This is a genomic window from Chryseobacterium sp. c4a, assembly GCF_009900745.1.
GTDB lineage: Bacteria > Bacteroidota > Bacteroidia > Flavobacteriales > Weeksellaceae > Chryseobacterium.
On the sequence record NZ_WXVU01000014.1, the window covers coordinates 1 to 23969 of the forward strand.

The window sequence follows — 23969 nt, forward strand, 5'->3', positions numbered from 1 at the left end:
ACGACGTTTTGGATGCATACCTATTCGGGTCTATAATGGAGGTAAATGCAATGGCTTATGAGTGGCAAATCGATTACAACAGTAATCATCCGCACACATCTTTAAATGGACTTAGTCCTTGGCTATATGCTAAAGAATCTTTAGTCAATTAGAAGGGATTTTATATTTATTAACTGTTTGAAAAAAGGTAAGTCTTCAAAAAAGGTAAGTCTTCAAAAAAGGTAAGTCTTCAAAAACAGGGAAGTTTACCATTCGTTTCATATCTAAGTTTATATTATTTGGTTTTTTCTAATTTCTAAGCTTTTCGGATGCCGCTCATCTAAAATTAGCATTTATTCATTTAACAATCAAACATTTAAACCAAAACAACTACTCAAAGTAATGCTTTCTTAATATTTTTAAATATTTTTTATTTTTCACACAACCATTGTATTTATTTAAAAATATTTTAATTAATTTTGATTTACTATCAAATTTTTAATTGAATCTATATGAAAAATCTAAAAAAACTAAGAAAAGACCAATTGAAAGGGATTTCAGGAGGTGCTAATGTTCCTGTTATTGAATATTGTATGTATTATTGTAGTGGTACTATTATTTGTGCAGCTTGCACAGAGGATTTTAAGTGCCCGGTTACCTCTGAGGAAATGTAAGATCTATCACCAAAATGTAATGATACCGTTTCTCAGGAAACGGTATTTTTATTGCCAGGCATCCAGCCCTAAGACTGAAATAAAAAACTCAAAAACAAACACTTAACTAATTTTTCATATCTTTATTGAAACCAAATTCAAACGATATGAAAAATTTACAAAAATTAAGCAAAGGCAAATTGAAAACCATTTCCGGAGGGATAAGCTTTCCTTATAATGGAGAATGTTTTTATGTCTGTAGTGACGGAATACAGTATAAAGCATTATGCAGACTAGAATTCATCTGCCCAGATGGAGAACAGCCTATTATTTACTAAAACAAAAAACGCTTCTTTAGGAGCGTTTTTTACTCTATTTAATCAAACAATCTCAGTTGCTGATCCTTAGCTCCCGTAAAGTTGGCTGTTGATAATTTGGGAAACTCTTTGCCTTCAAAAAACTTCTTTCTGCCTATTTTAAAGGTGGTATGAATCATTTCAGCGATATTCCCCTCTCCCCTCTGTCTTTCAAAATATCTTTTATCACCCAGCTTTCCGCCTCGCATAGATCGGATAAGATTCAATACCTTTTGAGCCCTGTCTGGGAAATGAGATTCAATCCAATTAACAAAAACAGGTTCTACCGTATCATTTAAACGGACTAAAGTATACCCAAATCCCAATGCGCCTGCATCAGAAATCGATTTTAGAATATTTAAAGGTTCATCACTGTTCAGCCCAGGAATAATAGGTGCCACCATAACATGAACAGGAATCTTATTTTCGGACAGGATTTCGATGGCTTTTAATTTATTGGGCGCAGAACTTGTTCTTGGCTCCATTTTCCGCCTCAGCTCTTCATTAATGGTAGGAATACTCAGAGAAACAGAAACAAGATTCTGTTCTGCCATCGGTTTAAGAATATCCAAATCCCTCAATACCAATGCATTTTTTGTCAGAATATTGACAGGATGTCTGTAATCAAGACAAACTTGCAGGAGTTTTCTGGTTATCTCAAATTGTCTTTCAGCAGGCTGGTAGCAATCGGTGTTTCCAGAGAGCAAAATAGGAGCAGCTTTATAGCCTCTTTTCTGAAAAAACTTCTCCAGCAATTCAGGAGCATTTTTTTTCACCATGATCTTCCTTTCAAAATCAATTCCGGCACTATATCCCCAATATTCATGGGTAGGTCTTGCGAAGCAATAGGAGCAGCCATGCTCACAACCCTGATAAGGATTCATAGAATATTCCATCGGAAGATCTTCGCTTTTCACCTGATTTACAATTGTTTTCGGAAAAACTTCGGTAAATGACGTTTTTATCGTTTCGAAATCTTCATCCTCAGGTTCATAGGTATACCTGTCGAAACGGTTGATAACGTTTCGCTGAGCTCCCTGACCTTTTATGAAATTTTCGTTTGACATTCTGATGTAAAATTAGAATGGTTTTTTTATAAAATAATGAACTTTAACATTTAAGTTTTCCACAAAAAAATCCAACACTTTCAAAAGCGTTGGATTTAAACATAATTTAATATATTTTTTTACTACTTCAGCGCGTAAAATTCCACTCCGTGTGTTTCGTCGTCGTGGCTCTTTTCATCAAAGTGTCTGTGATAATCTGAATAACTATCACTATATTTTTTATCTTTTTTAGTCAATATTTTTTTGATACTTATTAAACTTAATACTGCCAAAAGACCAACTCCCCCTGCCAGTAAAACTCCAACTTCTTTTTTCATATTTTCTTTGATTTATTGTGATGACTATTGCAAAAAGTGTACCTATTTTATTTTTCTGAATTATAAATTTTGTTAACATTAAACTATATTTTTAAGAAAATTATAATCAGCTATTTTTCTTACCTTTAGAAAAGCAATGGTTTAATTATTGTACTTAAAAACAAAAATATTATTATGGAAAATCCTGAAAACATCGACCAAATGACCACTTTAAGCCAAGTCATGAAAAAACTCTCTGAGAGAGGTATTCAAAGGGAATTCAGAATGAATGAGAGCTGTGAAATGAAGTTTGAAAACTCCGAAAAAGTGTATCAGCCTTCCGAGCTTATCATTATAAAAACCTATCGTTTTGAAGGAGACAGCAATCCGGATGACAATGCGGTCTTATATGTTGTAAAAGATGATGCAGGAAACCGTGGAATGATCATCGACTCTTATGGAGCAGACAGCAATTATCCTGGTGAAAAATTTGATGCATTTCTGAGAGACATTCCTATCCTGGAAAGTGATGAATTCAATTTTTAAGACTTACCACCAAATATTAATTTTTTAAACCATTAAGGTTATTTTGATTAAAATAAAATTAGTTTCAAGATCAACGTATTTTCGCCCCTCAATGGTTTAAAAAATTACTTCTCTTCGGTATTCTTATCTTTCTTTTTAAAGATATTATTTAGAAATCCCTTCTTTTCTTTTTTCTCTTCCTGAGGTGAAGAGCTTTCTTTTTTATTTCTGATCTCCTGCTTGATTTCCTTTACCGATTGTTTCATTTCTTTCACATTCGAAACAGCTTTTTTAACTGTTTTCTCAGTCTTCTCTACGTTTTTACCAATCAAAGTTTTCTTCAATCCCTGCTCAATTCCCTTCCAGAAAAGATTAAAGAACGATTTGGTAGGATCACGTTCTACATTTTCTACCGTTACAGATTCCGGATAACTCCCAGAGTTTGATTTCAGAAAAACATTCGCTACAGCCGTTAAAAAGCCTTTCTTTTCATGGTTTTCTTTATTTAAAACGGCTATCTTTAAATCTTTATGCTTTAAATTAAATGTTCCGTGCAACCCCGCCGGATTTCCTTTAAAATTAAATAACATTTCCTGAATCGTTCCGCCAGTTGCTGTCACATGTAGATAAGGTCTTATAAAAGGATTAATTCCATTGGCCGGAAGGTTGGACGTTTTTCCTGAAATGGCAAAATTATCATGCTGATCAGCAACATCGAAACTCCAATTCACCGAAAGTGGTGATAAATTCATGAATGAACAATGAATAGCAATATCAACCTTGGTAGGCTTTCCTTTTGCCTTCGCTGAGTTCAGGTTTTTGACATTCATCGTAAAGTTACTGAATGTAAGTTTTCCCGGCCCCATACTTTCAGGTGTATCCTCTTCATAGACCAAAATGGAATTCTTCAGATCCAGATTACTGACATTCATTGGAATTTTGATCGAACGAAGCATCTTGGAATACAAGGCTTTTATCTTCGGATCATCTTTAGGAATTTTACTTCTGAAAATATTGGCATCTGCAGACTGAATCACTACATGAGACGCATTGATGAACTTATGATCAGAAAATAATTCCCACTCCCCTTCCGCAGTGATCTGACCAGCCTTCAGGTCGTAGAGATCCCTCTCCACAGGAATCATTTTGATAAACTGGCTTCTCGAAACGAGAGGTTTCATTGCAAAATTGTTGACCTGTATTTTATTTTTATTCAACTTTAAAAGCCCAAGACTGAGATTGTAAAATTGAGTTTTATAAGCAAAATTTCGGGTGGTAAGGAAATAATCTTTTATCTTAAAAGAAAGTCCTTGAGAATTCTCTTTTTGTCCTATTTCAATACCATTTACTGTAGCATTCAAATCGTGGAATTCCAGAGGCTGTTTTCCTTTATCATACATAAGATTAGAATTCTTTAAAGAAACTTTTCTTACGATGACAGATTGTATAATTCCTGAACTGGTATTTTTCTTGGCTTTATTTTCGCCTGCTCTTATTATTCCGTTTGCATTTTCCACAAGAATATCTTTGACATCCAGATTCAGCTTTTTGTTGAGAAATTCCAGCTTATTAATAGTAAAAGCTATGTGATTGGATTTTAAATCCATTGTTGTTTTCTCATGAGTCTGAGTACCTGGCGTTAATGAAAGATTACGTATTTCTCCGTTGGTAGGCTTTAATGCAATACTTCCAATAGCAATATTCTGATGATCAGTATACACGATGTTTTTCCCTGAAAACGTAAAATCCTTGTAAGCCACTGGAATTATCTGTTCAGAAGTTTCTTTATTGAATACTAGCTTATTGATATTCAAGTTCAGATTTCCAGCAGATAAAAGTCTGTTTCCATCGGGTTTATTAATTTGAGCAACAGCATTTTTAAGCTTTATATTCTCCAAATTAACTTCAAAATCGGATATTTTCTTTTCTTTCTTAGTCTTTTTTACGCCCGTATTATAAACCGTAAGAATTGGATTTTGGAGCTCAGTGTCTGCAAGAGAAATTTTATTTTTACTTAAAAGAATATCCTTGAATTCCATTTTAGGAACGGTAAATTCTAACAGCTGAGCTTTTTGAGGATAAAACTTTCTAAACTGTGTAAACGATAATAACGGAATAAGTTTGAAGTTCTCAACAGACATCTGCCCGTCCATTGTATTGATAGAACGAATGGTCATGGCATAAACATTATCCGGTCTGAAAAAAAAATTCTGCCCTTTAATACTGTATCTATCAAAAACAACAGGGAGTTTATCTTCTACCGATTCTTCTGTCAGCTGCAGATTTTCAACAAACAGATCGAGTTGCTGTACAGATACAAACTTCTGTTTGGTAGATTTGAAAACGGCAATCTTTCCTTTATTGATTCTAATGTTTTCAAATAAAAAAGGGCTTCCTTTCTTTCCTGTTTTCTGATCAACAGGCTTTGCCAGAATGACGTTCAGATTAGGTTTTGCCAGCAACAAATCGGAAGAGCTGATTCTTTTATTAAAAATGGCATCATAAATTCCGAAACGACTAATTTTTAAAGTATCAACAGTTCCCTGAAGTCCTATAACATTGATATTTTGAGGATCTTTACTGTTGACAGAAATTCCTGTCACCAGAATATTTCCGGTACCAAGATCTACATTTAAACTTTTATAGGAGACTTTATAATCGGTATTCTTTTTTATATATTCTGGAAGCTGGGTTTTAAGCCAAAAATTTAGTCCAAAATTAGCAGCAAGAAGAAGTCCTGCCAGGATTCCGAAACTGATTAATAGTCTTTTAACCCATTTATTCATACTTACATATTTTGGTGTTCAGTATTCTTTTTATATTCTTTCTGAGAAATTTCTTTTATAATTTTCCCTGTTAAGGTTATTTTATAAAACTTATTATCTTTTTTAGAGTAAATCCTGTCATTATCTTTACTATATCCAATCCCAAAAAAGTACCCAGGCCTAATCTCATCAAAAATAAAAGGGCAAATTTCCTTATTATTAATATCTAAAATACCTGACTTTCCATTTCTGTGAGCAAAAATCACATCTCTTCTTTGAATAAACTTATCATAAACTGGTGGAATTACAATCCTGAATGTTTCATTTTCTATTAATCCATGTTTACCCTTTTTAACGATAAAATGTCTTTTTTCCGGCCCATATTCTACCCAATTTGATATTTCATCATATTCTAAAGGCAGTAATATTTTATTTTTAACATCAACAATTCCGTACTTTTTATTTTTAGATACAATAAACCTCTGACTATTATAATAAATTGGTGTAATACGGTCATATCCAAATAGTATTGGTTTGTTATCCAAATCTATAATTTTATTATCTGCAATAAATAACTGGTCATTATCATCCAACCCATATAGACTTTTATATTCAAAAGGGATTCTTAGTCTTCCGTTTTTATCAAGAATTCCAACTTTCCCATTCTTTTTTCCCAGAAAGAGATCTTGATTCAGTTTTTCAAGCTCATTATATTCAAAAGGAATTACAATACTTCCGGTCGAATTCACCATTCCATATTGCCCTTTCAAGTTTTTAAATATTAAATTCTGTGTAGAAACTGAAAAATCATTTGAAACCGGTTCATATGATTCTCCTATTTTTTTCAGATCCTTATTATAAATATGGAATATCTTTCCTTTTTTTGCATTATAATATTCTGACGAATTGTGATTTGTATCAAAATAACCTACCCAATCATACTCTATAGGAACTTTGGCAACCCCATCCGGTTTTATAATTCCATATTTACCATTTCTTTTAACAATAGCATTTTTATAAGTATCAAATACAGAAGCAGAATCAAATTTATTTTCATGAAAAGCAGGTCTTATTTTTTCATTAAGAAATTCATATTTCTTCTCTTTTAATGTTAAAACAGCACCATTTTGAAAATAAGTGGTAACTTCACTGATATTCGAGGGAGGGGGTATATTTGCATTATAACCACTAAAAACCTTATCATATATAAAGTCTGATAATTGTTTTCCTTTAGAATCAAAAAAGGCCCATTTTCTATTTTCAGAAACAACCACAATAGAATCTGCATGTGTTTTATCTGCCGCATCATATACTATAGGAATAATGACCTTTCCTTTCCGATCAATAAACCCATATTTTTTATTTTTTGAAACAATGCATAAGCCTTGACTGAAAAAACCAGCACCATCATATATCATTGGAATTATTAAATCACCTTGAATATTTAGAAAACCACACTTCCCTTTTCTTTTGGCACTGAGCATACCTTCAGAAAACAGACCCAATTCATCATAATCAGAAGGAATAATAACTTTTCCTTCTTTATTTATATAAAATTCCTTGCCCTTATCTTTCACATAAGCTAATCCATTTTCATCAAATGGGTTTATAAAATCATATATAAAAGGAATTATGGTAGCGGTATCTTTATCAACGAATCCCCATTTCCCGTTTTTATGATGTATTCTAAACAAGTTTGCGTGTTTATCTTTTTCAAAATAATCAATATCTTTTCTTGTTATTTTGGAGTTATTTTGAATACATGATATAAAAAAAATTAGTGATAAATATTTGAGCATTTCTTAGTTTTTAATCTCCAATTCTATCACATATCCTTCATGCCCTCTTACATTAATAAAATTTCCGCCTTCAAATCCAAGATACTGTCCTTTGATCCCTGTAAGTTTCCCTGTAAATTCTGGCTTCTTATCTAGAGTAAATGAAGTTACTTTTTCAGGTTTTTCAAACGGATAATCGAATGCCCAAAGTTCTTCTCCTTCACTGTAGAACTTCTGGAAATCCTCTGGAAAATATTCTTTGATCTTTTGTCTGAAATCTGCAAGATCAACTTCTCCTTCAAAGTCGTCCTGAAGCATCTTTCTCCAGTTTGTTTTATCTGCTAAATGCTCTTTTAAGGCAACTTCTATCATTCCCGCTTCATAACGGTTTTCAGTTCTTGCAATAGGCAGTGCAAAAGTGGCTCCCTGATCAATCCATCTTGTAGGAATCTGAGTATTTCTCGTCACTCCAACTTTTACATCTCCGGTATAAGCCAGATATACGGTGTGAGGCTGAAGCTGAATTTCCTTTTCTACTTCAAGATCACGTTCTGCCACCCCTAAATGGGCTGTTGAAAGCTCCGGACGAATGATTGTATCACTCGCATAAGGACTTTCAAAAAAGCAGCTTTTACAGAAACCCATTCTATAAATAGGCTTATTTTCACCACAGTTTACACACTGAAACCCTACATGCTTAATGCTTAATTCCCTTCCAAACAATTCATTAAGGTGGATCAGATCCCCTGAAAGATTGAGATAATATTGGATGGGTTTAGCATCATAGCTTATCATTTTTAAAATTTGCCCTTGAAACTGCATATTATATTTATATTACTTTTTTAAGTAAATTTAATGATTATATTTTTCAAAAAGTAAAATTTATATTTTTGTATTCATAAAAAACCACTGATGATTTATCTTGTAACAGGCGGTAGCGGCTTTATTGGTTCCCATTTAATTGAACAATTATTAAGAAATGGACATTCTGTCATAAACGTTGACAATTTTGATGATTTTTACAGCTATCAGATAAAAATTAAAAATACTTTAGAGTCTATTGATACAATTTCGGATTTTGAATTCTCTGATAAAGAGAGTGATATTCAACATCTGGTTTCTCTCTCTCATTCTGATCAATATTCCCTTTACTATCAGGATATCAGAGATAAAGAGGGGCTTGAAGAAATTTTCAAAAAACACTCCATCGATATGGTTATCCATTTGGCTGCATTAGCTGGTGTTCGTCCTTCTATTGAAAGGCCATTGGAGTATGAAGAAGTAAATGTTCGCGGAACAATGAACCTTTGGGAGTTGTGTAAAGATTTCAATATTAAAAAGTTCATTTGCGCCTCTTCATCAAGCGTTTATGGAAATAATGAAAAAGTTCCTTTTGCAGAAACTGATAATGTAGACAACCCTATTTCACCTTATGCAGCAACAAAAAAATGCGGAGAAATTCTAGGACACGTATACCACAATCTTTACCATATTGATATGATTCAATTAAGGTTCTTCACCGTATATGGCCCAAGACAGCGTCCTGATCTTGCCATCCATAAGTTTACAAAGCTTATTTCAGAGGGTGTAGAAATTCCTTTTTATGGAGATGGCACAACTGCCAGAGATTATACGTATATTGATGACATCATTGATGGAATAATCAAGTCTATTTCTTACCTGGAAAATAATTCCAAAGTGTATGAAATCCTTAATTTAGGGGAAAATCAGGTAGTCACTTTAACAGAGATGGTAGCCACCATAGAAGATGCCCTGAAAATGACAGCCGAGAGAAAAATTCTGCCAATGCAGCCTGGAGATGTCACAAAAACGAATGCCGATATTACCAAAGCAAAGACTTTAATAGGGTATAAACCTGACACAGACTTCCAAAATGGCATAAAAAAATTTGTGGAATGGTTTTTGAGAAAACGACAATAGTAAATTGCTGACACGGCTGCCATGCAGTTGATGACAGACATTTACAAGAAAATATTATAAAAAGAATTGAAAATCAAGTATAAAAAAGTTTATTATACAACCTATTTTTATACTTTTGCAAAAAATTAGAAAATTATGTACTGGACATTAGAATTAGCTTCATATCTAAGTGACGCACCTTGGCCAATGACAAAAGCAGAGCTTATTGACTACGCAATCAGAACTGGTGCACCTATGGAAGTAGTTGAAAACCTTCAGGCCATTGAGGATGAAGGAGAAATTTATGAATCTATCGAGGAGGTTTGGAGCGATTATCCAACAGACGAAGATTTCCTTTGGAACGAGGACGAATATTAATAAAGCGATAAGCTTTAGGCTACAAGCTTAGAGCTTTTTTGCCCTTTTTTATATATTAACTTACACGATAAGCGTGTCATTAAAACGCTTAAAGCATCTTGCATTAAGCATAAAGCAAAAAATTTATGAGTTTTTTAAACAAAGTTCTTAAAGGGTTTTTGGGAGACAAAAAAGCGCAGGACCTAAAAGAAGTAAAAAAAGTTGTAACAAAAATCAAGGCTGTAGAACCTAACATCCAACAATTGTCGGATGATGGACTGAGACAAAAAACTGCTGAGTTTAAAGCAAATATTAAAGATGCTACCAGCAAGATCACAGCTCAAATAGAACAGATTAAAGAGCAGATAAAAAATTCAACAAACGTTGATGAGAAAGAAGCTCTTTTCTCAAAAATTGAGTCTTTAAAGAAAGAATCATACGAAATTGAAGAAAAAGTTCTAGTTCAGGTTCTTCCGGAAGCTTTTGCATTGATCAAAGAGACCGCAAGAAGATGGGCTCAGAATGGAGAAATCCGTGTAACAGCAAGTGACTGGGATAGAGAACTGGCTGCTGCAGGGAAGGATTTCGTTTCGATCCAAGGAGACCAAGCTGTTTGGAAAAACTCATGGGACGCTGCCGGAACTCCTGTAGTTTGGGATATGGTCCATTATGATGTTCAGTTTATCGGAGGTATTATTCTTCATAGTGGTAAAATTGCCGAAATGGCAACCGGTGAAGGTAAAACTTTAGTAGGAACATTACCTATTTACTTAAATTCACTTCCGGAAAGAGGGGTTCACGTTGTAACGGTGAACGACTATCTTGCGAAAAGAGACTCGGCTTGGATGGGTCCATTGTATCAGTTCCACGGAATGTCTATCGATTGTATCGATAACCACCAACCGAACTCAGACGGAAGAAGAAAAGCATACAACTCAGATATTACTTACGGAACGAATAACGAATTCGGTTTCGATTATCTAAGAGACAACATGGTAACTTCACCTTCAGAATTGGTGCAAAGAGAATTGAACTTTGCGATCGTGGATGAGGTGGATTCAGTATTGGTAGATGATGCAAGAACACCATTGATTATTTCAGGTCCGGTTCCTCAGGGAGACAGACAGGAATTTGACGTTCTTAAACCTTCTATCGACAGAATCGTTGAAGTTCAGAAAAAAACAGTTTCTGCCATTTTCAATGAAGCGAAAAAACTAATCGCAGCAGGAAACACTAAAGAAGGAGGATTCAAATTGCTTCAGGCATACAGAGGTCTTCCTAAAAACAGACAATTAATCAAATTCTTATCGGAAAGCGGAAACAGAGCATTGCTTCAGAAAGTTGAGGCTCAATACATGCAAGACAACAACCGTGATATGCCGATCGTAGATAAAGATCTTTACTTCGTAATCGAGGAGAAAAATAATCAGGTAGACCTTACAGACAAAGGTGTTGAATACATGTCTCAGGGGAACTCTGATGCCAATTTCTTCGTACTTCCTGATATTGGAACTGAGATTGCCGAAGTAGAAGCTAAAAACCTTTCTAAAGAGGAAGAGTTTGAAGCAAAAGAAAGACTTTTTGCTGATTTTGCTGAAAAATCTGAAAGAGTTCACACGATGAGCCAGCTATTGAAAGCCTACACATTATTTGAAAAAGATGATGAGTATGTAGTTATTGATGGTGAAGTAAAAATCGTTGATGAGCAGACAGGTCGTATCATGGAAGGAAGACGTTATTCTGACGGTCTTCACCAGGCGATCGAAGCGAAGGAAAATGTAAAAATTGAGGCTGCTACTCAAACTTTTGCAACCATTACGCTTCAGAACTATTTCCGTATGTACAACAAGCTTGCGGGGATGACTGGTACTGCTGAAACAGAGGCCGGTGAGCTTTGGGAAATCTACAAATTAGATGTTGTAGTAATTCCAACCAACCGTCCTATCTTAAGACATGACAGACAAGATTTAGTTTTCAAAACTAACAGAGAAAAATATAACGCTGTAATTGAAGAAATTGAAAGATTAACAGCAGAAAAGAGACCTGTACTTGTAGGTACAACTTCTGTTGAGATTTCTCAGTTGCTTTCAAAAGCGCTTCAATTAAGAAAGATTCCACACCAGGTATTGAACGCGAAGCTTCACAAAAAAGAAGCAGAAATTGTTGCAGGAGCTGGGCAACCAGGAGTTGTAACGATTGCAACAAACATGGCAGGACGTGGTACCGACATTAAGCTTTCGAAAGAAGTAAAAGATGCTGGAGGTTTAGCTATTATTGGTACTGAAAGACACGATTCTAGACGTGTTGACAGACAGCTAAGAGGTAGAGCTGGTCGTCAGGGAGATCCGGGAAGTTCTCAGTTCTATGTGTCTCTTGAAGATAACTTAATGCGTTTATTCGGTTCTGAAAGAATCGCTAAGATGATGGACAGAATGGGTCATAAAGAGGGTGAAGTTATTCAGCACTCTATGATCAGTAAGTCTATTGAAAGAGCTCAGAAAAAAGTAGAAGAGAACAACTTCGGAACAAGAAAGAGACTTCTTGAGTATGATGACGTAATGAACAAACAACGTGACGTAATCTACAAGAGAAGAAAGAATGCTCTATTCGGAGATCACTTGAAATATGACATCACGAATATGATTTTCGATGTTGCTAATTCTATCGTTGCGAAAGGAAAAGCTACAGGAAACTTTAAAGATTTCGAATTTGATATCATTAAAACATTTACAATGGAATCTCCGGTTTCACAAAATGATTTTAATAATAAAAACATTCAGGATCTTACGAATATCTTATTCAAAGCTGCTCAGGAAGATTATCAGATGAAATTGAACCTATTGAAGGAAAAATCATTCCCAATCATTGAGAATGTATACCAAAACCAAGGTTCAATGTTTAAAATGATTCAGGTTCCTTTCACAGACGGACATAAAACGATGACTATTGTGGCTGACCTTAAGGAAGCTTATGATACTCAGTGTGAAAGCTTAATCAACGATTTTGAAAAGAATATCACTTTATCTATCATTGATGAAAACTGGAAGCTTCACCTTCGTGAAATGGACGACTTAAGAAGATCTTCTCAAGGAGCTGTTTATGAGCAGAAAGATCCACTTGTAATCTACAAACAGGAATCTTTCCACTTATTCAGTGAAATGATCGAGAAATTGAACAAAGAGATTATTTCTTTCTTATACAAAGGAGAAATTCCTGCATAAGAAATCATTAATGATATTATAAAAAAACCGCTCTGGCATTGACCTGAGCGGTTTTTTGTTATTAATTGTATAATAATTTTATGACAAATATCAATATTATTGTTTATTTAGAATAGTTAAAAACAATATATTTGCATAAAATTTGACTTTCATGAAAAATGTACTGATTTGTGCTTCTGCACTGGGAACAATGCTGGTTTCTGCCCAAAAAAAAGATTCATTAACCACAAAAAGCATTGACGAAGTAGTTATCAGTACATATGTAAAGAAAGACAGCGATTACTCCAACAAAATGCCTTTAAAAGCCATAGAAGATCCACAAGTTTATTCTTCTATTGGCAAAGGAGTCTTAGAAAATCAATTATTATTCACCGTAGATGATGCTTTCAGAAACGTAGCTGGAGCGCAGAAAATGTGGAGTGCAACCAACAGAGCAGGAGATGGTGGAATTTTCCTTAATTTAAGAGGATTTGTAGCCGGAAATTCTATAAGAAACGGAATGGTAGCCCCAATTACCACTTCAATGGATGCAATTAATATCGAAAGAATTGAAATTCTAAAAGGCCCTTCTGCAACCCTATTCGGAAGTAATGTAACTTCTTATGGAGGAGTGGTCAACAGAATCACTAAAAAACCATATGAAACATTTGGGGGAGCTGTATCTTTAGCGGGCGGAAGCTATAATTATTACAGAGTACAGGCAGATGTAAATGCCCCTGTTACCAATGACAAAAAATTATTGTTTAGGTTAAATACAGCCTATACCAATCAGGGAACATTCCAGAAAACCAATGCTAAAAATTCTTTTTATGCATTTACTCCTTCCCTTACCTATCGTCCTACAGAAAACCTAGAGATTAATGCAGAATTAGAAATGTTTGAAACCAATGCCTATCCAGAACCGGCATTTTTCTTCTATTCATCAACTGCAGCTCTTGGAGCAGATAACATGAATAAAATGAAGGATCTTGGTTACGATTACAAACAGACTTATGCTGGTGATGGTCTTAAAACAACGGCCAAAGCAAGGAATTTTTTCGGACAGGTTAATTATAAAATAAACGATTTTATTAAATCATCAACAAATGTAAGTACTTCATATTCTTATTCTGATGGTTTCAATCCATACTATTACTTTTCACCCAACCCAACCAATCCATCAGAAATTGGGGTTTCAAGAGCTGACCAGTCTACCAAGGACAGCAAAAGAACTTATTTCCAGTTACAACAGAATTTCAATGCTGATTTTAAAATCGGAAATGTAAGAAACAGAACAGTTGCAGGATTCGATTATATGAGGATGAATGATAATCAGTTCTTCATGTTCACTGATTTTGACTGGGTTCCATTTAATGCTGCCAATTATGCTAACATGAACGGTGAAACTTTGGCTGCAAAGTATAAAAGTTTGCAAAGTGATCCGAACTTTGACCGCAATAACACCTATATAAGCACAGGAAAAAAAGATGTCTACAGCGGATATATTTCCAATGTTATTACCCCTGTAACAGGCCTTAATATCCTTACCTCTTTACGATACGAGAGTGTTGATTTTAAAGGTGGACAAACCGGACAAAATCCAACTCCTGCCTATACTCAGGGGGCCTGGTCTCCCAAATTAGGAATTGTGTATCAGATTATTCAGGATAAAGTATCTGTTTTCGGAAATTATCAAAATAGTTTCACAAGCAATGGATACTATATTTCAGATGCAAATTCTAATGTAACGCTTTCCGATCCTGAAAGAGCTAATCAATTTGAGGGAGGTTTCAAAGCAAGCCTTGTCAAAGGAAGAATTAGCACAACATTAAGTTATTATAATATCAAAGTAAAGAATACTCTTCTTAATGTTGGGTATACGGCCCAGGGAAGAGCCATTCAAAGACAGGCTGGTTCTTTAACAAGCCACGGTGTTGAATTGGAAGCAAATGCTTACTTAATCAAAGGATTCTCTGTAATTGCCGGAGTAAGCTATAATGATATGAAATACACTGAAGCTGATGAAACGGTTATGGGAAGAAGACCTGCAACAGCTTCATCTCCATGGTTGGTTAACTTTAATGCAAGCTATCAATTCCTGGATGGAAACTTAAAAGGTTTAGGATTCGGTGTTGGAGGAAATTATGCCAGTGATAACAAAATCGTTAATTCCACAACAATGGGGACATTTATCCTTCCAAAATATCTTGTTATGAATGCCAATGTATTCTATGATACGGCAAAATTCAGAATCGGAGTAAAAGTAGACAACTTCACCAATGAATATTACTGGAACGGATATACTACTGCCAATGCACAGCCACTTGCTAATGTCGTAGGAAGCTTTACTTATAAATTCTAAACTGTTACAATAAATTACTACCCCTTATAAACAATGAAAAAACTGACGATAGGAGCAGCATTATTAACTTCCATGTTAACATTTGCTCAGGAAAAAAAAGACACCATCAAATCCAATAATATTGAAGAAGTAGTTGTTAACGGAAGGTATTATCAGAAATACAAACTGAACGAAGTCTCAGGTTCATTAAGAATCCAGACTCCTATTCTTGAACTTCCCCAGAATGTACAATCGGTAAGCTCTCAGGTTTTGTCGGATCAACTTACCCTAAACATGTCTGAAGGAATTGTCCGAAACGTAAGTGGGGCAAGAAAAGTAGAACACTGGGATAATGTATATTCTAATGTTTATATGAGAGGAGCGAGTATTGCCACTTTCATGAACGGAATGAATGTGTCTTCCACATGGGGCCCGATCAATCCTGATGCCTCTATTATAGACAGAATAGAGTTTGTAAAAGGCCCTGCCGGATTTATGGGTTCTATGGGAGATCCTGCGGGATTCTATAATGTTGTTACTAAAAAACCAACAGGAAAATTCGCCAATAGTGTACGTTTCACTACAGGAAGCTACAATCTTTTCAGAGGTGAAGCAGACCTGGATGGAGTTCTTGTGAAAAACGGAGTTTTAGATTACAGAATTAACCTAATGGGTAGTTCGAATAAATCATGGGTGGAAAATGATAAAACAAGCAAAATTATTGTTGCTCCCTCTATTACTTTCAGACCTACAAAGACGACTACCTTTACAGCACAGTACAATTATCAGTATTTAAAATTCAATCAGCCCGGAGCTTATCTGATGTCTAATGACGGATATGCTTCACTAAATGTACATACCAACTTTAATGATCCCAACTTCAAACAAACCGAAGTAAAAGATCAGAGTTTATTCTTAAGCTTAGACCAGAAACTTTTCAAAGATTGGGTTTGGAGCACACAATATGCTTATATGGACTTGAACTATGATGGAGGCTCATGGTGGGGATCCTTTGACCCCGCTAATAAAAATGTGTTAAACAGGACATTAAGCAACTGGCAGGCAATAGGAAAAAACCACATTTTTCAGACTTATGTAAGAGGTACACTTAATACAGGAAATATTGTTCATAAAATTATTGCAGGATTCGATTATGGAGACAGAAAATATCAGGCAGACTTTTCTTCCTATTCAAAAATTGTGGACGGTAAAGAAACCTTACAATTCCCCGTTGATATTTACAATGTAAACTATGGAGTAGATCCTTCAAGACTACCTTCTTCTGATTTTTATACATTAAATACTTCTGCCCTTTTCTATAATGATCAAGGCGTAAAATATACTTCTTATTATGCTCAGGATCAGATTGAAATGTTTGATAATAAATTAAGATTAACATTAGCAGGAAGATATACAAGCGGTAAAACCTACTCTGGTTATCCCAATATTATCCCGGGAGTCAAAACCCCTATAGTAGAAGATAAAGCTGGTGAATTTACACCAAGAGTAGGAGTAAGTTATTCTATTAACGAAAACTTTTCCGCTTACGGGATTTATGATAAAACCTTTGTGCCACAATCCGCAACAGGAATCAATAAAACATTGATTACAGACCCTTTCAAGGGACAAAACATTGAGTTTGGATTGAAGAAAGACTGGTTTGGAGGAAGATGGAATACAACCTTAGCGGTATATGAAATCAGAAGAAAAAATATTCTTGTAGGAGGAAATTCAAACGAAAACGGTGGAGTTCCTTTTCAGGTTGCGACTGGTGAACAAAGAGCTAGAGGTTTTGAAACCGATATCAAAGGGGAAATCATCAAGGGATTGAACATTATCATCAATTATGCTTATACAGATGCAAAGACCATCAAAGACTCAGATGTAACAAGAATTGGAATGCAGTCACCCGGAAATGCTAAAAATGTGCAAAATACCTGGGTAAACTATAGGTTTGGACATGGCCTTATGAAAGGTTTTGGAATTTCCGCAGGGTATCAATATCAAGGGGGAAGACAATCCTGGTACGGAGTAAATGCTAAAAAAGATCAAAGATTACCGGATTATTTCGATACCAATTTCGGAGTTTCCTATGTTGCTAAGAAATTCGATGTCAATCTGATGCTGAATAATGTTCTTAACAAAAAACTTTATAGCGGCTACAGAGGAGATGCAGGAGAATATGCATGGATCTACAATGCACCACGTAACTGGAGATTATCAATCGGATATAAATTCTAAAAATTAAAGGTTAACCCCTCGAGGGTTAGCTTTTTTCTATGAAAAAAAAGCATCATCATAAAAAGAAAATTTCTCCAACGAAGAAATGGTCTGCCAAACTGCATTTGTGGTTTGGTTTATCTGTTGGTATCATTGTATTTATAGTCTCTCTTACAGGGACTTTGTACGTTTTTAAGGACGAAGTACAGAATATAATCCGCAAAGAAGCCATCTATGTAAAAAAGGAAGATCGTAGTAAAAAACCTCTATCTATTCATACACTTCGTGAGAAAGTAAACCTGGAGCTCAATGAAAAGTATCCGATAAATTCTGTTGAAGTATCACTAGATAAAGGAAAATCTTACCGATTCTTATATTACGAAAAAAATAAGAAGGGCTGGAATTATTTCCAGGAAGTGCTTATCAATAAACAGGTCTATGTCAATCAATATACAGGGGAAATTCTTGCGGTCTACAACGAGAAGTACGATTTCTTCAATATTTTAAAATACATCCATTGGGGTCTTCTTCTCAACTCTGAGTGGGGAAAATATGTCGTAGGAATTCCAACTGTCCTTTTTATTTTTATGCTTATTACAGGAATCATTCTTTGGTGGCCTAAAAATAAAAATGCAAGAAAAGGACGTTTCTGGTTCAGCTGGGAAAATGTAAAAACCTGGAAACGTAAAAACTACGACCTCCACAATGTATTGGGCTTTTATGCCTCGTTCATTGCTTTATTGATGAGCATCACGGGGATCTATTTTGCATATCCTTATGTAAAAAACGCTTTCAATTATACTTTATCCGGTTCTCTGGAACTTCCCAAAGAAAAACAGATTAAATCTCCGGACTCATTGATGGCAAAAAGAACTGATATTTTTGATATCACCGCCCAGCAAGCCGAAAAATTGTATGCAGGATCATCCAGCTACAGAATTAGCTTCAACGGAAAAAATAAGAAAGGAAAGGAACTGAAGAATCTTCCCATCACCATCTATGGACAGGAAGGACAATTCAGTGAAAGAAGCATTCTGACCTTTGATAAATACTCTGGAAAACTACTAACCAACAAACCTCATCAACAACTGAGTAACGCCGAAAAATATGCCAATGCCAACTATGATATCCATACAGGATCTTGTTTTGGATTATTTGGAAAAATAATCTGGTTTATGGCCGGCCTTATATGCACCTCACTTCCTGTTACCGGCTTCTTGATCTGGTGGGGAAAAAGAAAGAAACAAGGAAAGAAAATATAATGAAAAAAGCGCTTTTATCAGCTGCATGCCTGGGAACAATTACAACTTTTGCTCAGGTCAAAGATTCTTTAAAAACTCAAAAAGTTGAAGAAGTTGTCATGACTGCTTCCAGGAAGAAGGAAAATATTAAGGAAGTTCCAAGCTCCATTACGGTTGTCGGGGAAAAACAGATCCAGTCTCAATTGACGGTCAATTCTGATATTACAAGTATCCTCCAATACACTGTTCCCAGTTTAGGAACCAACTCCGGGCAGACTTCCAATACCGGACAAACTTTAAGAGGCCGTCAGGTACTGGTTTTAATAGACGGTATTCCACAATCTACTCCACTCAGAAATGGAGCAAGAGATTTAAGAGTGATAGATCCGTCAGCTATTGAAAGAATTGAGGTCATCAAAGGAGCCTCATCCATCTATGGAAATGGAGCAGATGGGGGGATCATCAATTATATTACAAAAAGAAACAAAACCAATAAAACCATTTCCGGAATTTCTCAAATTGGTCTTACCGGACAGTTTTCCGGAGGAACTTTAGGAGTAAGAGCAAGTCAGCTTTTATCTGGAAAGATCAATAAATTCGATTATACCCTTTCTTTAGCCTATGAAAGAACAGGTTATATGAAAGATGCCGATAAAGTTTATTTAAGCCCAACATACAGTACAGCAAAAATGGATAATTACAACGGTATGTTGAAATTAGGCTATGACATCAACGAAAACCAAAGAATTGAAGCTTCATATATTGGGTATTCATCAAAATCAAACTTGAACCTTGGATTACATACAGGAACCTATGGTATCGATCCTACCATTGGTGAAGGATTAGGAAAAGGATTAGAAACTACTCCTCAGGGAACGCCAAGAAATCATAATATCAGAATAAGTTATGATAATAAAAACTTATTTAAAGGAACATCCTTGAATGTGAATCTTTATTATCAGGACTTTAAAACCGTATACGGATATAGCGATACTTTCTTCAATGGCGGCCAGTCTAATGTTCTTTCTAAAAAAGCAGGGGCAAGATTCAATTTTGATACCCAGCTTTGGAATTCTCAAAATTCACAGGGAGAAATTATCTATGGAGCTGACATATTGAATGATGAAACAGTACAGAAGTTAGAAGACGGCCGTTTCTGGACTCCCAATATGAATATGACCAATATTGCCCCTTTTTTATTGGCAAAAATTGATCTGTTTAAAAAATTAACCATCAAAGGAGGTCTTCGATATGAAAACATCAAGGTAAATGTAGATGATTTCACCACCCTTTCTGTTCTTAATAATAAAGGAACATTTACACAAAGCATTCCTGTAACAGGAGGAAAATTAAGCTATAATGCATTGGTTGGAAATATTGGGGTACGGTACAATATTGAGCCATTCATTAACCTTTTCGGAAGCTTTTCACAAGCCTACTCGATCAATGAACTGGGACGAATACTGAGAACCTCAACTTCCGAAACTATTAAACAACTTGAAACAAAGCCTATCATTGTTAACAATTACGAATTGGGTGCTACAGGACAAGTTTCCAGCTGGATGAATTATGAGCTAACCTCTTATGTAAGTACTTCTAAATTAGGTGCAACATTTGTTCAGGGAGCAGACAGAGCTTTAACCATTAAAAGAGCACCTGAAATTATCTATGGGGTAGAAGGATTCTTACATTTCACTCCTGTGAAATGGCTTCAGTTCGGTGGTAGCTATAGCTGGATGGAAGGCATCACTTCGCCGGATGATAACGGAAATTACTCAGCAAAAATCAATAACAGCAGAATTTCTGCACCAAAGGTTCTTGCCTATGTACAGGTGAAACCAATTCCACAAGCCTTCATTGGTATTGACATGCTTCATTCTTTTCAACAAAACAGATTTCAACCCGATGCTAAAAAACAATTTACATATGGGGAGGGATTCGTTCCTGACTACACCGTATTTAATGTAAAATTAGGGGGTGACATCAACAAGAACTGGAAAGTATCATTAGGAGTTGAAAACCTTTTTAACAGGCTATATCAACCTTCTATTGCATGGTGGTCTGCCAGAGACAATGAATTCGTCAACTCATTGGGAACGAGAGGAACATTCATTCTTGAATATAAATTTTAATTAATCTAAATAAAAAGTAAAGTTTATCTTTGCAAAACTTTAACTGTTTATATGAAGAAAAATCATCATCACAAGAAGAAACCGGGATTCTTTAAGAAATGGTCTGCAAAACTCCATTTATGGTTTGGGCTGGTTATTGGATTTTTAATCTTTATTATCTCTATTACCGGAGCATTGTATGTCTTTAAAGATGAAGTGGAAAATTATACCCGAAAGGATGTTATCTATCATCATGAACAGAATATAGAGCAAAAGCAGGTACTACCCATCAGGGTTATGGAAAAAGCTGTTGCTGATCAGGTAAAAGAAAAATATCCCATCCATTGGGTGAATATCCCAATCGACAAAAAGATGTCCTATATGTTCTTCTGGTATGAGCATAACACGGATGCCTGGAATTATTTTGATGAATTTCCTATCTATAAACAAGCCTACGTAAACCCTTACACCGGAAAGGTTCTGCGAGTATATGATGAGAAAAATGGTTTTTTCAATATTGTAAAAATGATTCACTGGAGTTATTTGTTGAAACAGGATTGGGGAACTTATGTGGTGGGAATACCGGTTATCATTTTCATCATTATGCTCATTACCGGAATTGTTTTATGGTGGCCTAAAAATAAAGCAGCAAGAAAACAGCGTTTCTCTTTTAAATGGAAAAACATTAAAAGCTGGAAAAGGAAGAACTATGACCTTCATAATGTTCTCGGCTTTTATGCCTCAATCTTTGCTCTTATCTTTTCAATTACAGGATTATTTTATGCCTTCTTTATAGTTCAGGCGATGATCTATGTAGTATTTTCCGGTGGAGAAACTCAATATCCGGATTTCTCCCACATCAAGACAAAAGCTCCAATAGAGATGAGAACCGAGACCACTCTGGATAAGATCATCAGTACTGTTGAGAAAAAATACCCTGATTCCAATGGTTTTGCCATAGATCTTGGACATGAGCACATGGATGATCATGAGCACCCTAACTTTGAAGTATATGTAAAGCACCTTTCTTATTCTTATCACAAAAGCAGCAGTCTTATTTTTGATGAAAATTCAGGAGAATTATTGCATACCCATGATCCCAAGGATAAAAATTTTGGTGAAAAGGTGGTAAGCGCCAATTACGACATTCACGTAGGAGCTATTTTAGGGCTTCCTACAAAGATAATCGCGTTTATTGTAAGTCTTATCTGTGCTTCACTTCCGGTAACAGGTTTTATGATCTGGTGGGGACGAAGAAAGAAAAAAACAGTAAAAACAGCTTAATCTTTTAAATAATACCAGGTTAATAATCCATTAATACAATCTTTTTTATAATTTTAGCCCTTAGAATTTAATAATAGAAATGTCATTAATAGATTTATCAAAACAGGTTGCCCTTGGAGTTGACATCGGCGGAACCAATACCAAATTCGGAATTGTAAACCACCGTGGAGAAGTTCTGGATAAAGGAAACCTTAAAACCGATGCCTATGATAAAGTAGAAGATTTCATCGATGCTTTATATGAACATGTATATCCTTTAATGGAAAAGCATGGTGCTGAAAAGCACTTCGACGGAATTGGTGTAGGAGCACCTAACGCCAACTATTATAAAGGAACAATAGAATTAGCCCCCAACTTACCTTGGAAAGGTGTAATTCCTTTTGCTGAACTGATGACCGCAAAATTCAATTTACCGTGTACGGTAACCAATGATGCAAATGCTGCAGCTTTGGGTGAAATGCTTTTCGGAGCAGCGCGCGGAATGAAGGATTTTATCATGATTACTTTAGGAACAGGTGTAGGAAGCGGAATTATCGCCAATGGAAACCTCATCTACGGACATGATGGCTTTGCCGGAGAACTGGGACATACTATTGTAAAACCAGGGGGAAGAAAGCACTGGAGTACAGGATCTGAAGGAAGTTTAGAAGCCTATGCTTCTGCTACAGGAATCACTATTACAGCTAAGAAAATGAGAGCCGAGTTCCCAGAATCTATGCTGAACCAATATCCTGAAGATGAGATCAATTCTAAAACCGTATATGAATGTGCGATGAAAGAAGATCCAATTGCTATTGAAGTTTTCAGATATACAGGACAAAAGCTGGGTGAAGCACTGGCAAATTTTGTGATGTTTTCTTCACCACAAGCAATTCTTTTATTTGGAGGAGTAATCAAGGCCGGAGATTTTATCTTAAAGCCTGCCAAACTCCACATGGAAAGGAATCTATTGCCGATCTTTAGAAATAAAGTAAAACTGGTATTCAGTGAGCTGGACGAAGCCGATGCTGCTATTTTAGGAGCCAGTGCTTTGGTTTGGGAAAAATAACTGATACACATCAAATATATAAAGCGATCTCAATGAGAGATCGCTTTTTTGTTTTGCTACCGATGTACCCATGATTTTATAAATGCATTCGTGACAAAAAATAAATCTTCTATACAGACCGGCAATTCTCTTTTATCATTAGCATTATCTATGAAAACAATTCATGAGATCCGTATCAAAATCCATGAAGTTTTTCTTACTTTTGATTAGCATTTTCTGCACCTTTCTAGGATGAGTGGAAATGCTTTAAAAACAATATAATTACCAACAAATGGATAACAATAATTTAGAAACCATCGTTTTCGGTGGCGGATGTTTCTGGTGTGTAGAAAGCTGTTTTAATCTCTTGAAAGGTGTTGAATCTGCCATTTCAGGATATTCAGGAGGACATAAAGAAAACCCAACCTATCAGGAAGTATGTACAGGCGAAACAGGCCATGCGGAAGTAGTACAAATTACTTATAATCCTTCCATAACTTCTTATGAGCAATTAATGGATGTTTTCTTCTTCCTTCACGATCCTACTCAGCTTAATAGACAAGGAAATGATATCGGAACTCAATACCGTTCTGTCATTTATTATAAAGATGATGCGGAAAAAGCAAAAGCTGAAGAAGCCATCAAAGTATCTCAGGAATCAGGAAGATGGACAGGAACTTATGTGACAGAATTAACAAAATTCGACACATTCTGGCCTGCTGAACAATATCACCAAGGATATTATAATGAAAATCCTACACAACCTTATTGCAGTGCTGTAGTAGGCCCTAAAATCCAAAAATTTAAAAAATATTTTGGAGAACTGGGAATGCTGAATGCAGAGTAAAT

Annotated in this window: 19 protein-coding genes; 14 read left to right on the forward strand and 5 right to left on the reverse strand. The window is 35.3% G+C overall.

Annotation, left to right across the window (positions count from 1 at the left end; all coding sequences use genetic code 11):
• The first annotated feature begins 8 nt into the window (after window positions 1-8).
• The 3 genes from GTR01_RS24920 (at window position 9) to GTR01_RS17045 (ending at window position 970) form a co-directional block, all read left to right on the forward strand.
• Complete coding sequence (locus GTR01_RS24920; protein ID WP_262885741.1) at window positions 9-152, forward strand: transposase; 144 nt, start codon at window positions 9-11, stop codon at window positions 150-152.
• A gap of 339 nt (window positions 153-491) precedes the next feature.
• Entirely contained in the window at window positions 492-653 is a 162-nt protein-coding gene (locus GTR01_RS24530) for a bacteriocin-like protein (protein ID WP_185155145.1), read from the forward strand.
• A 146-nt stretch (window positions 654-799) separates the two neighbouring features.
• Window positions 800-970, forward strand: coding sequence for a bacteriocin-like protein (locus GTR01_RS17045; RefSeq protein WP_160138986.1), 171 nt, complete (start codon window positions 800-802; stop codon window positions 968-970).
• Window positions 971-1008: 38 nt separating this feature from the next.
• On the opposite strand, the gene GTR01_RS17050 is transcribed toward GTR01_RS17045, so the two are convergent.
• Both GTR01_RS17050 and GTR01_RS17055 read right to left on the reverse strand, forming a co-directional pair.
• Entirely contained in the window at window positions 1009-2055 is a 1047-nt protein-coding gene (locus tag GTR01_RS17050) for a PA0069 family radical SAM protein (RefSeq protein ID WP_160138987.1), read from the reverse strand.
• 122 nt (window positions 2056-2177) lie between these two features.
• On the reverse strand, window positions 2178-2372 hold the full coding sequence (locus GTR01_RS17055; protein ID WP_123869127.1) for a hypothetical protein: 195 nt from the start codon (window positions 2370-2372) through the stop codon (window positions 2178-2180).
• A gap of 174 nt (window positions 2373-2546) precedes the next feature.
• On the opposite strand from GTR01_RS17055, the gene GTR01_RS17060 reads away from it, so the two are divergent.
• A complete protein-coding gene (locus tag GTR01_RS17060; RefSeq protein WP_160138988.1) occupies window positions 2547-2897 on the forward strand; it encodes a hypothetical protein in 351 nt (116 codons plus the stop codon).
• 104 nt (window positions 2898-3001) lie between these two features.
• Here GTR01_RS17060 and GTR01_RS17065 read toward each other — a convergent pair whose 3' ends face one another.
• The 3 genes from GTR01_RS17065 to GTR01_RS17075 are packed head-to-tail and all read right to left on the reverse strand — an operon-like array spanning window position 3002 to window position 8241.
• Window positions 3002-5662: a hypothetical protein gene (locus tag GTR01_RS17065; RefSeq protein ID WP_160138989.1), complete on the reverse strand. Its 2661-nt coding sequence runs from the start codon at window positions 5660-5662 to the stop codon at window positions 3002-3004.
• A 2-nt stretch (window positions 5663-5664) separates the two neighbouring features.
• Window positions 5665-7440: a WG repeat-containing protein gene (locus tag GTR01_RS17070; RefSeq protein ID WP_160138990.1), complete on the reverse strand. Its 1776-nt coding sequence runs from the start codon at window positions 7438-7440 to the stop codon at window positions 5665-5667.
• A gap of 3 nt (window positions 7441-7443) precedes the next feature.
• Window positions 7444-8241 carry a DUF2797 domain-containing protein gene (locus tag GTR01_RS17075; RefSeq protein WP_160138991.1) on the reverse strand — a complete coding sequence of 266 codons (798 nt, stop codon included), beginning with the start codon at window positions 8239-8241 and terminating at the stop codon, window positions 7444-7446.
• Between the two features lie 90 nt (window positions 8242-8331).
• On the opposite strand from GTR01_RS17075, the gene GTR01_RS17080 reads away from it, so the two are divergent.
• From GTR01_RS17080 to msrA, 10 genes are all read left to right on the forward strand, one after another.
• A complete protein-coding gene (locus tag GTR01_RS17080) occupies window positions 8332-9360 on the forward strand; it encodes a GDP-mannose 4,6-dehydratase (RefSeq protein WP_160138992.1) in 1029 nt (342 codons plus the stop codon).
• A 135-nt stretch (window positions 9361-9495) separates the two neighbouring features.
• A complete protein-coding gene (locus GTR01_RS17085; RefSeq protein WP_002662059.1) occupies window positions 9496-9717 on the forward strand; it encodes a DUF2795 domain-containing protein in 222 nt (73 codons plus the stop codon).
• Window positions 9718-9842: 125 nt separating this feature from the next.
• Window positions 9843-12917: a preprotein translocase subunit SecA gene (gene secA / locus GTR01_RS17090; RefSeq protein ID WP_160138993.1), complete on the forward strand. Its 3075-nt coding sequence runs from the start codon at window positions 9843-9845 to the stop codon at window positions 12915-12917.
• Between the two features lie 151 nt (window positions 12918-13068).
• Window positions 13069-15258 carry a TonB-dependent siderophore receptor gene (locus GTR01_RS17095; RefSeq protein ID WP_160138994.1) on the forward strand — a complete coding sequence of 730 codons (2190 nt, stop codon included), beginning with the start codon at window positions 13069-13071 and terminating at the stop codon, window positions 15256-15258.
• Between the two features lie 33 nt (window positions 15259-15291).
• Window positions 15292-17478, forward strand: a complete 2187-nt coding sequence (locus GTR01_RS17100; RefSeq protein ID WP_160138995.1) for a TonB-dependent siderophore receptor — start codon at window positions 15292-15294, stop codon at window positions 17476-17478.
• A gap of 38 nt (window positions 17479-17516) precedes the next feature.
• Entirely contained in the window at window positions 17517-18719 is a 1203-nt protein-coding gene (locus GTR01_RS17105; protein ID WP_160138996.1) for a PepSY-associated TM helix domain-containing protein, read from the forward strand.
• Window positions 18719-20830: a TonB-dependent receptor gene (locus GTR01_RS17110; protein WP_160138997.1), complete on the forward strand. Its 2112-nt coding sequence runs from the start codon at window positions 18719-18721 to the stop codon at window positions 20828-20830. Before GTR01_RS17105 ends, GTR01_RS17110 begins: the two co-directional genes overlap by 1 nt.
• A gap of 51 nt (window positions 20831-20881) precedes the next feature.
• A complete protein-coding gene (locus GTR01_RS17115; RefSeq protein WP_160138998.1) occupies window positions 20882-22093 on the forward strand; it encodes a PepSY-associated TM helix domain-containing protein in 1212 nt (403 codons plus the stop codon).
• A 79-nt stretch (window positions 22094-22172) separates the two neighbouring features.
• Window positions 22173-23141, forward strand: coding sequence for an ROK family protein (locus GTR01_RS17120; protein ID WP_068941419.1), 969 nt, complete (start codon window positions 22173-22175; stop codon window positions 23139-23141).
• Between the two features lie 271 nt (window positions 23142-23412).
• Window positions 23413-23967: a peptide-methionine (S)-S-oxide reductase MsrA gene (gene msrA, locus GTR01_RS17125; RefSeq protein ID WP_160138999.1), complete on the forward strand. Its 555-nt coding sequence runs from the start codon at window positions 23413-23415 to the stop codon at window positions 23965-23967.
• The last annotated feature ends 2 nt before the right edge of the window (window positions 23968-23969 follow it).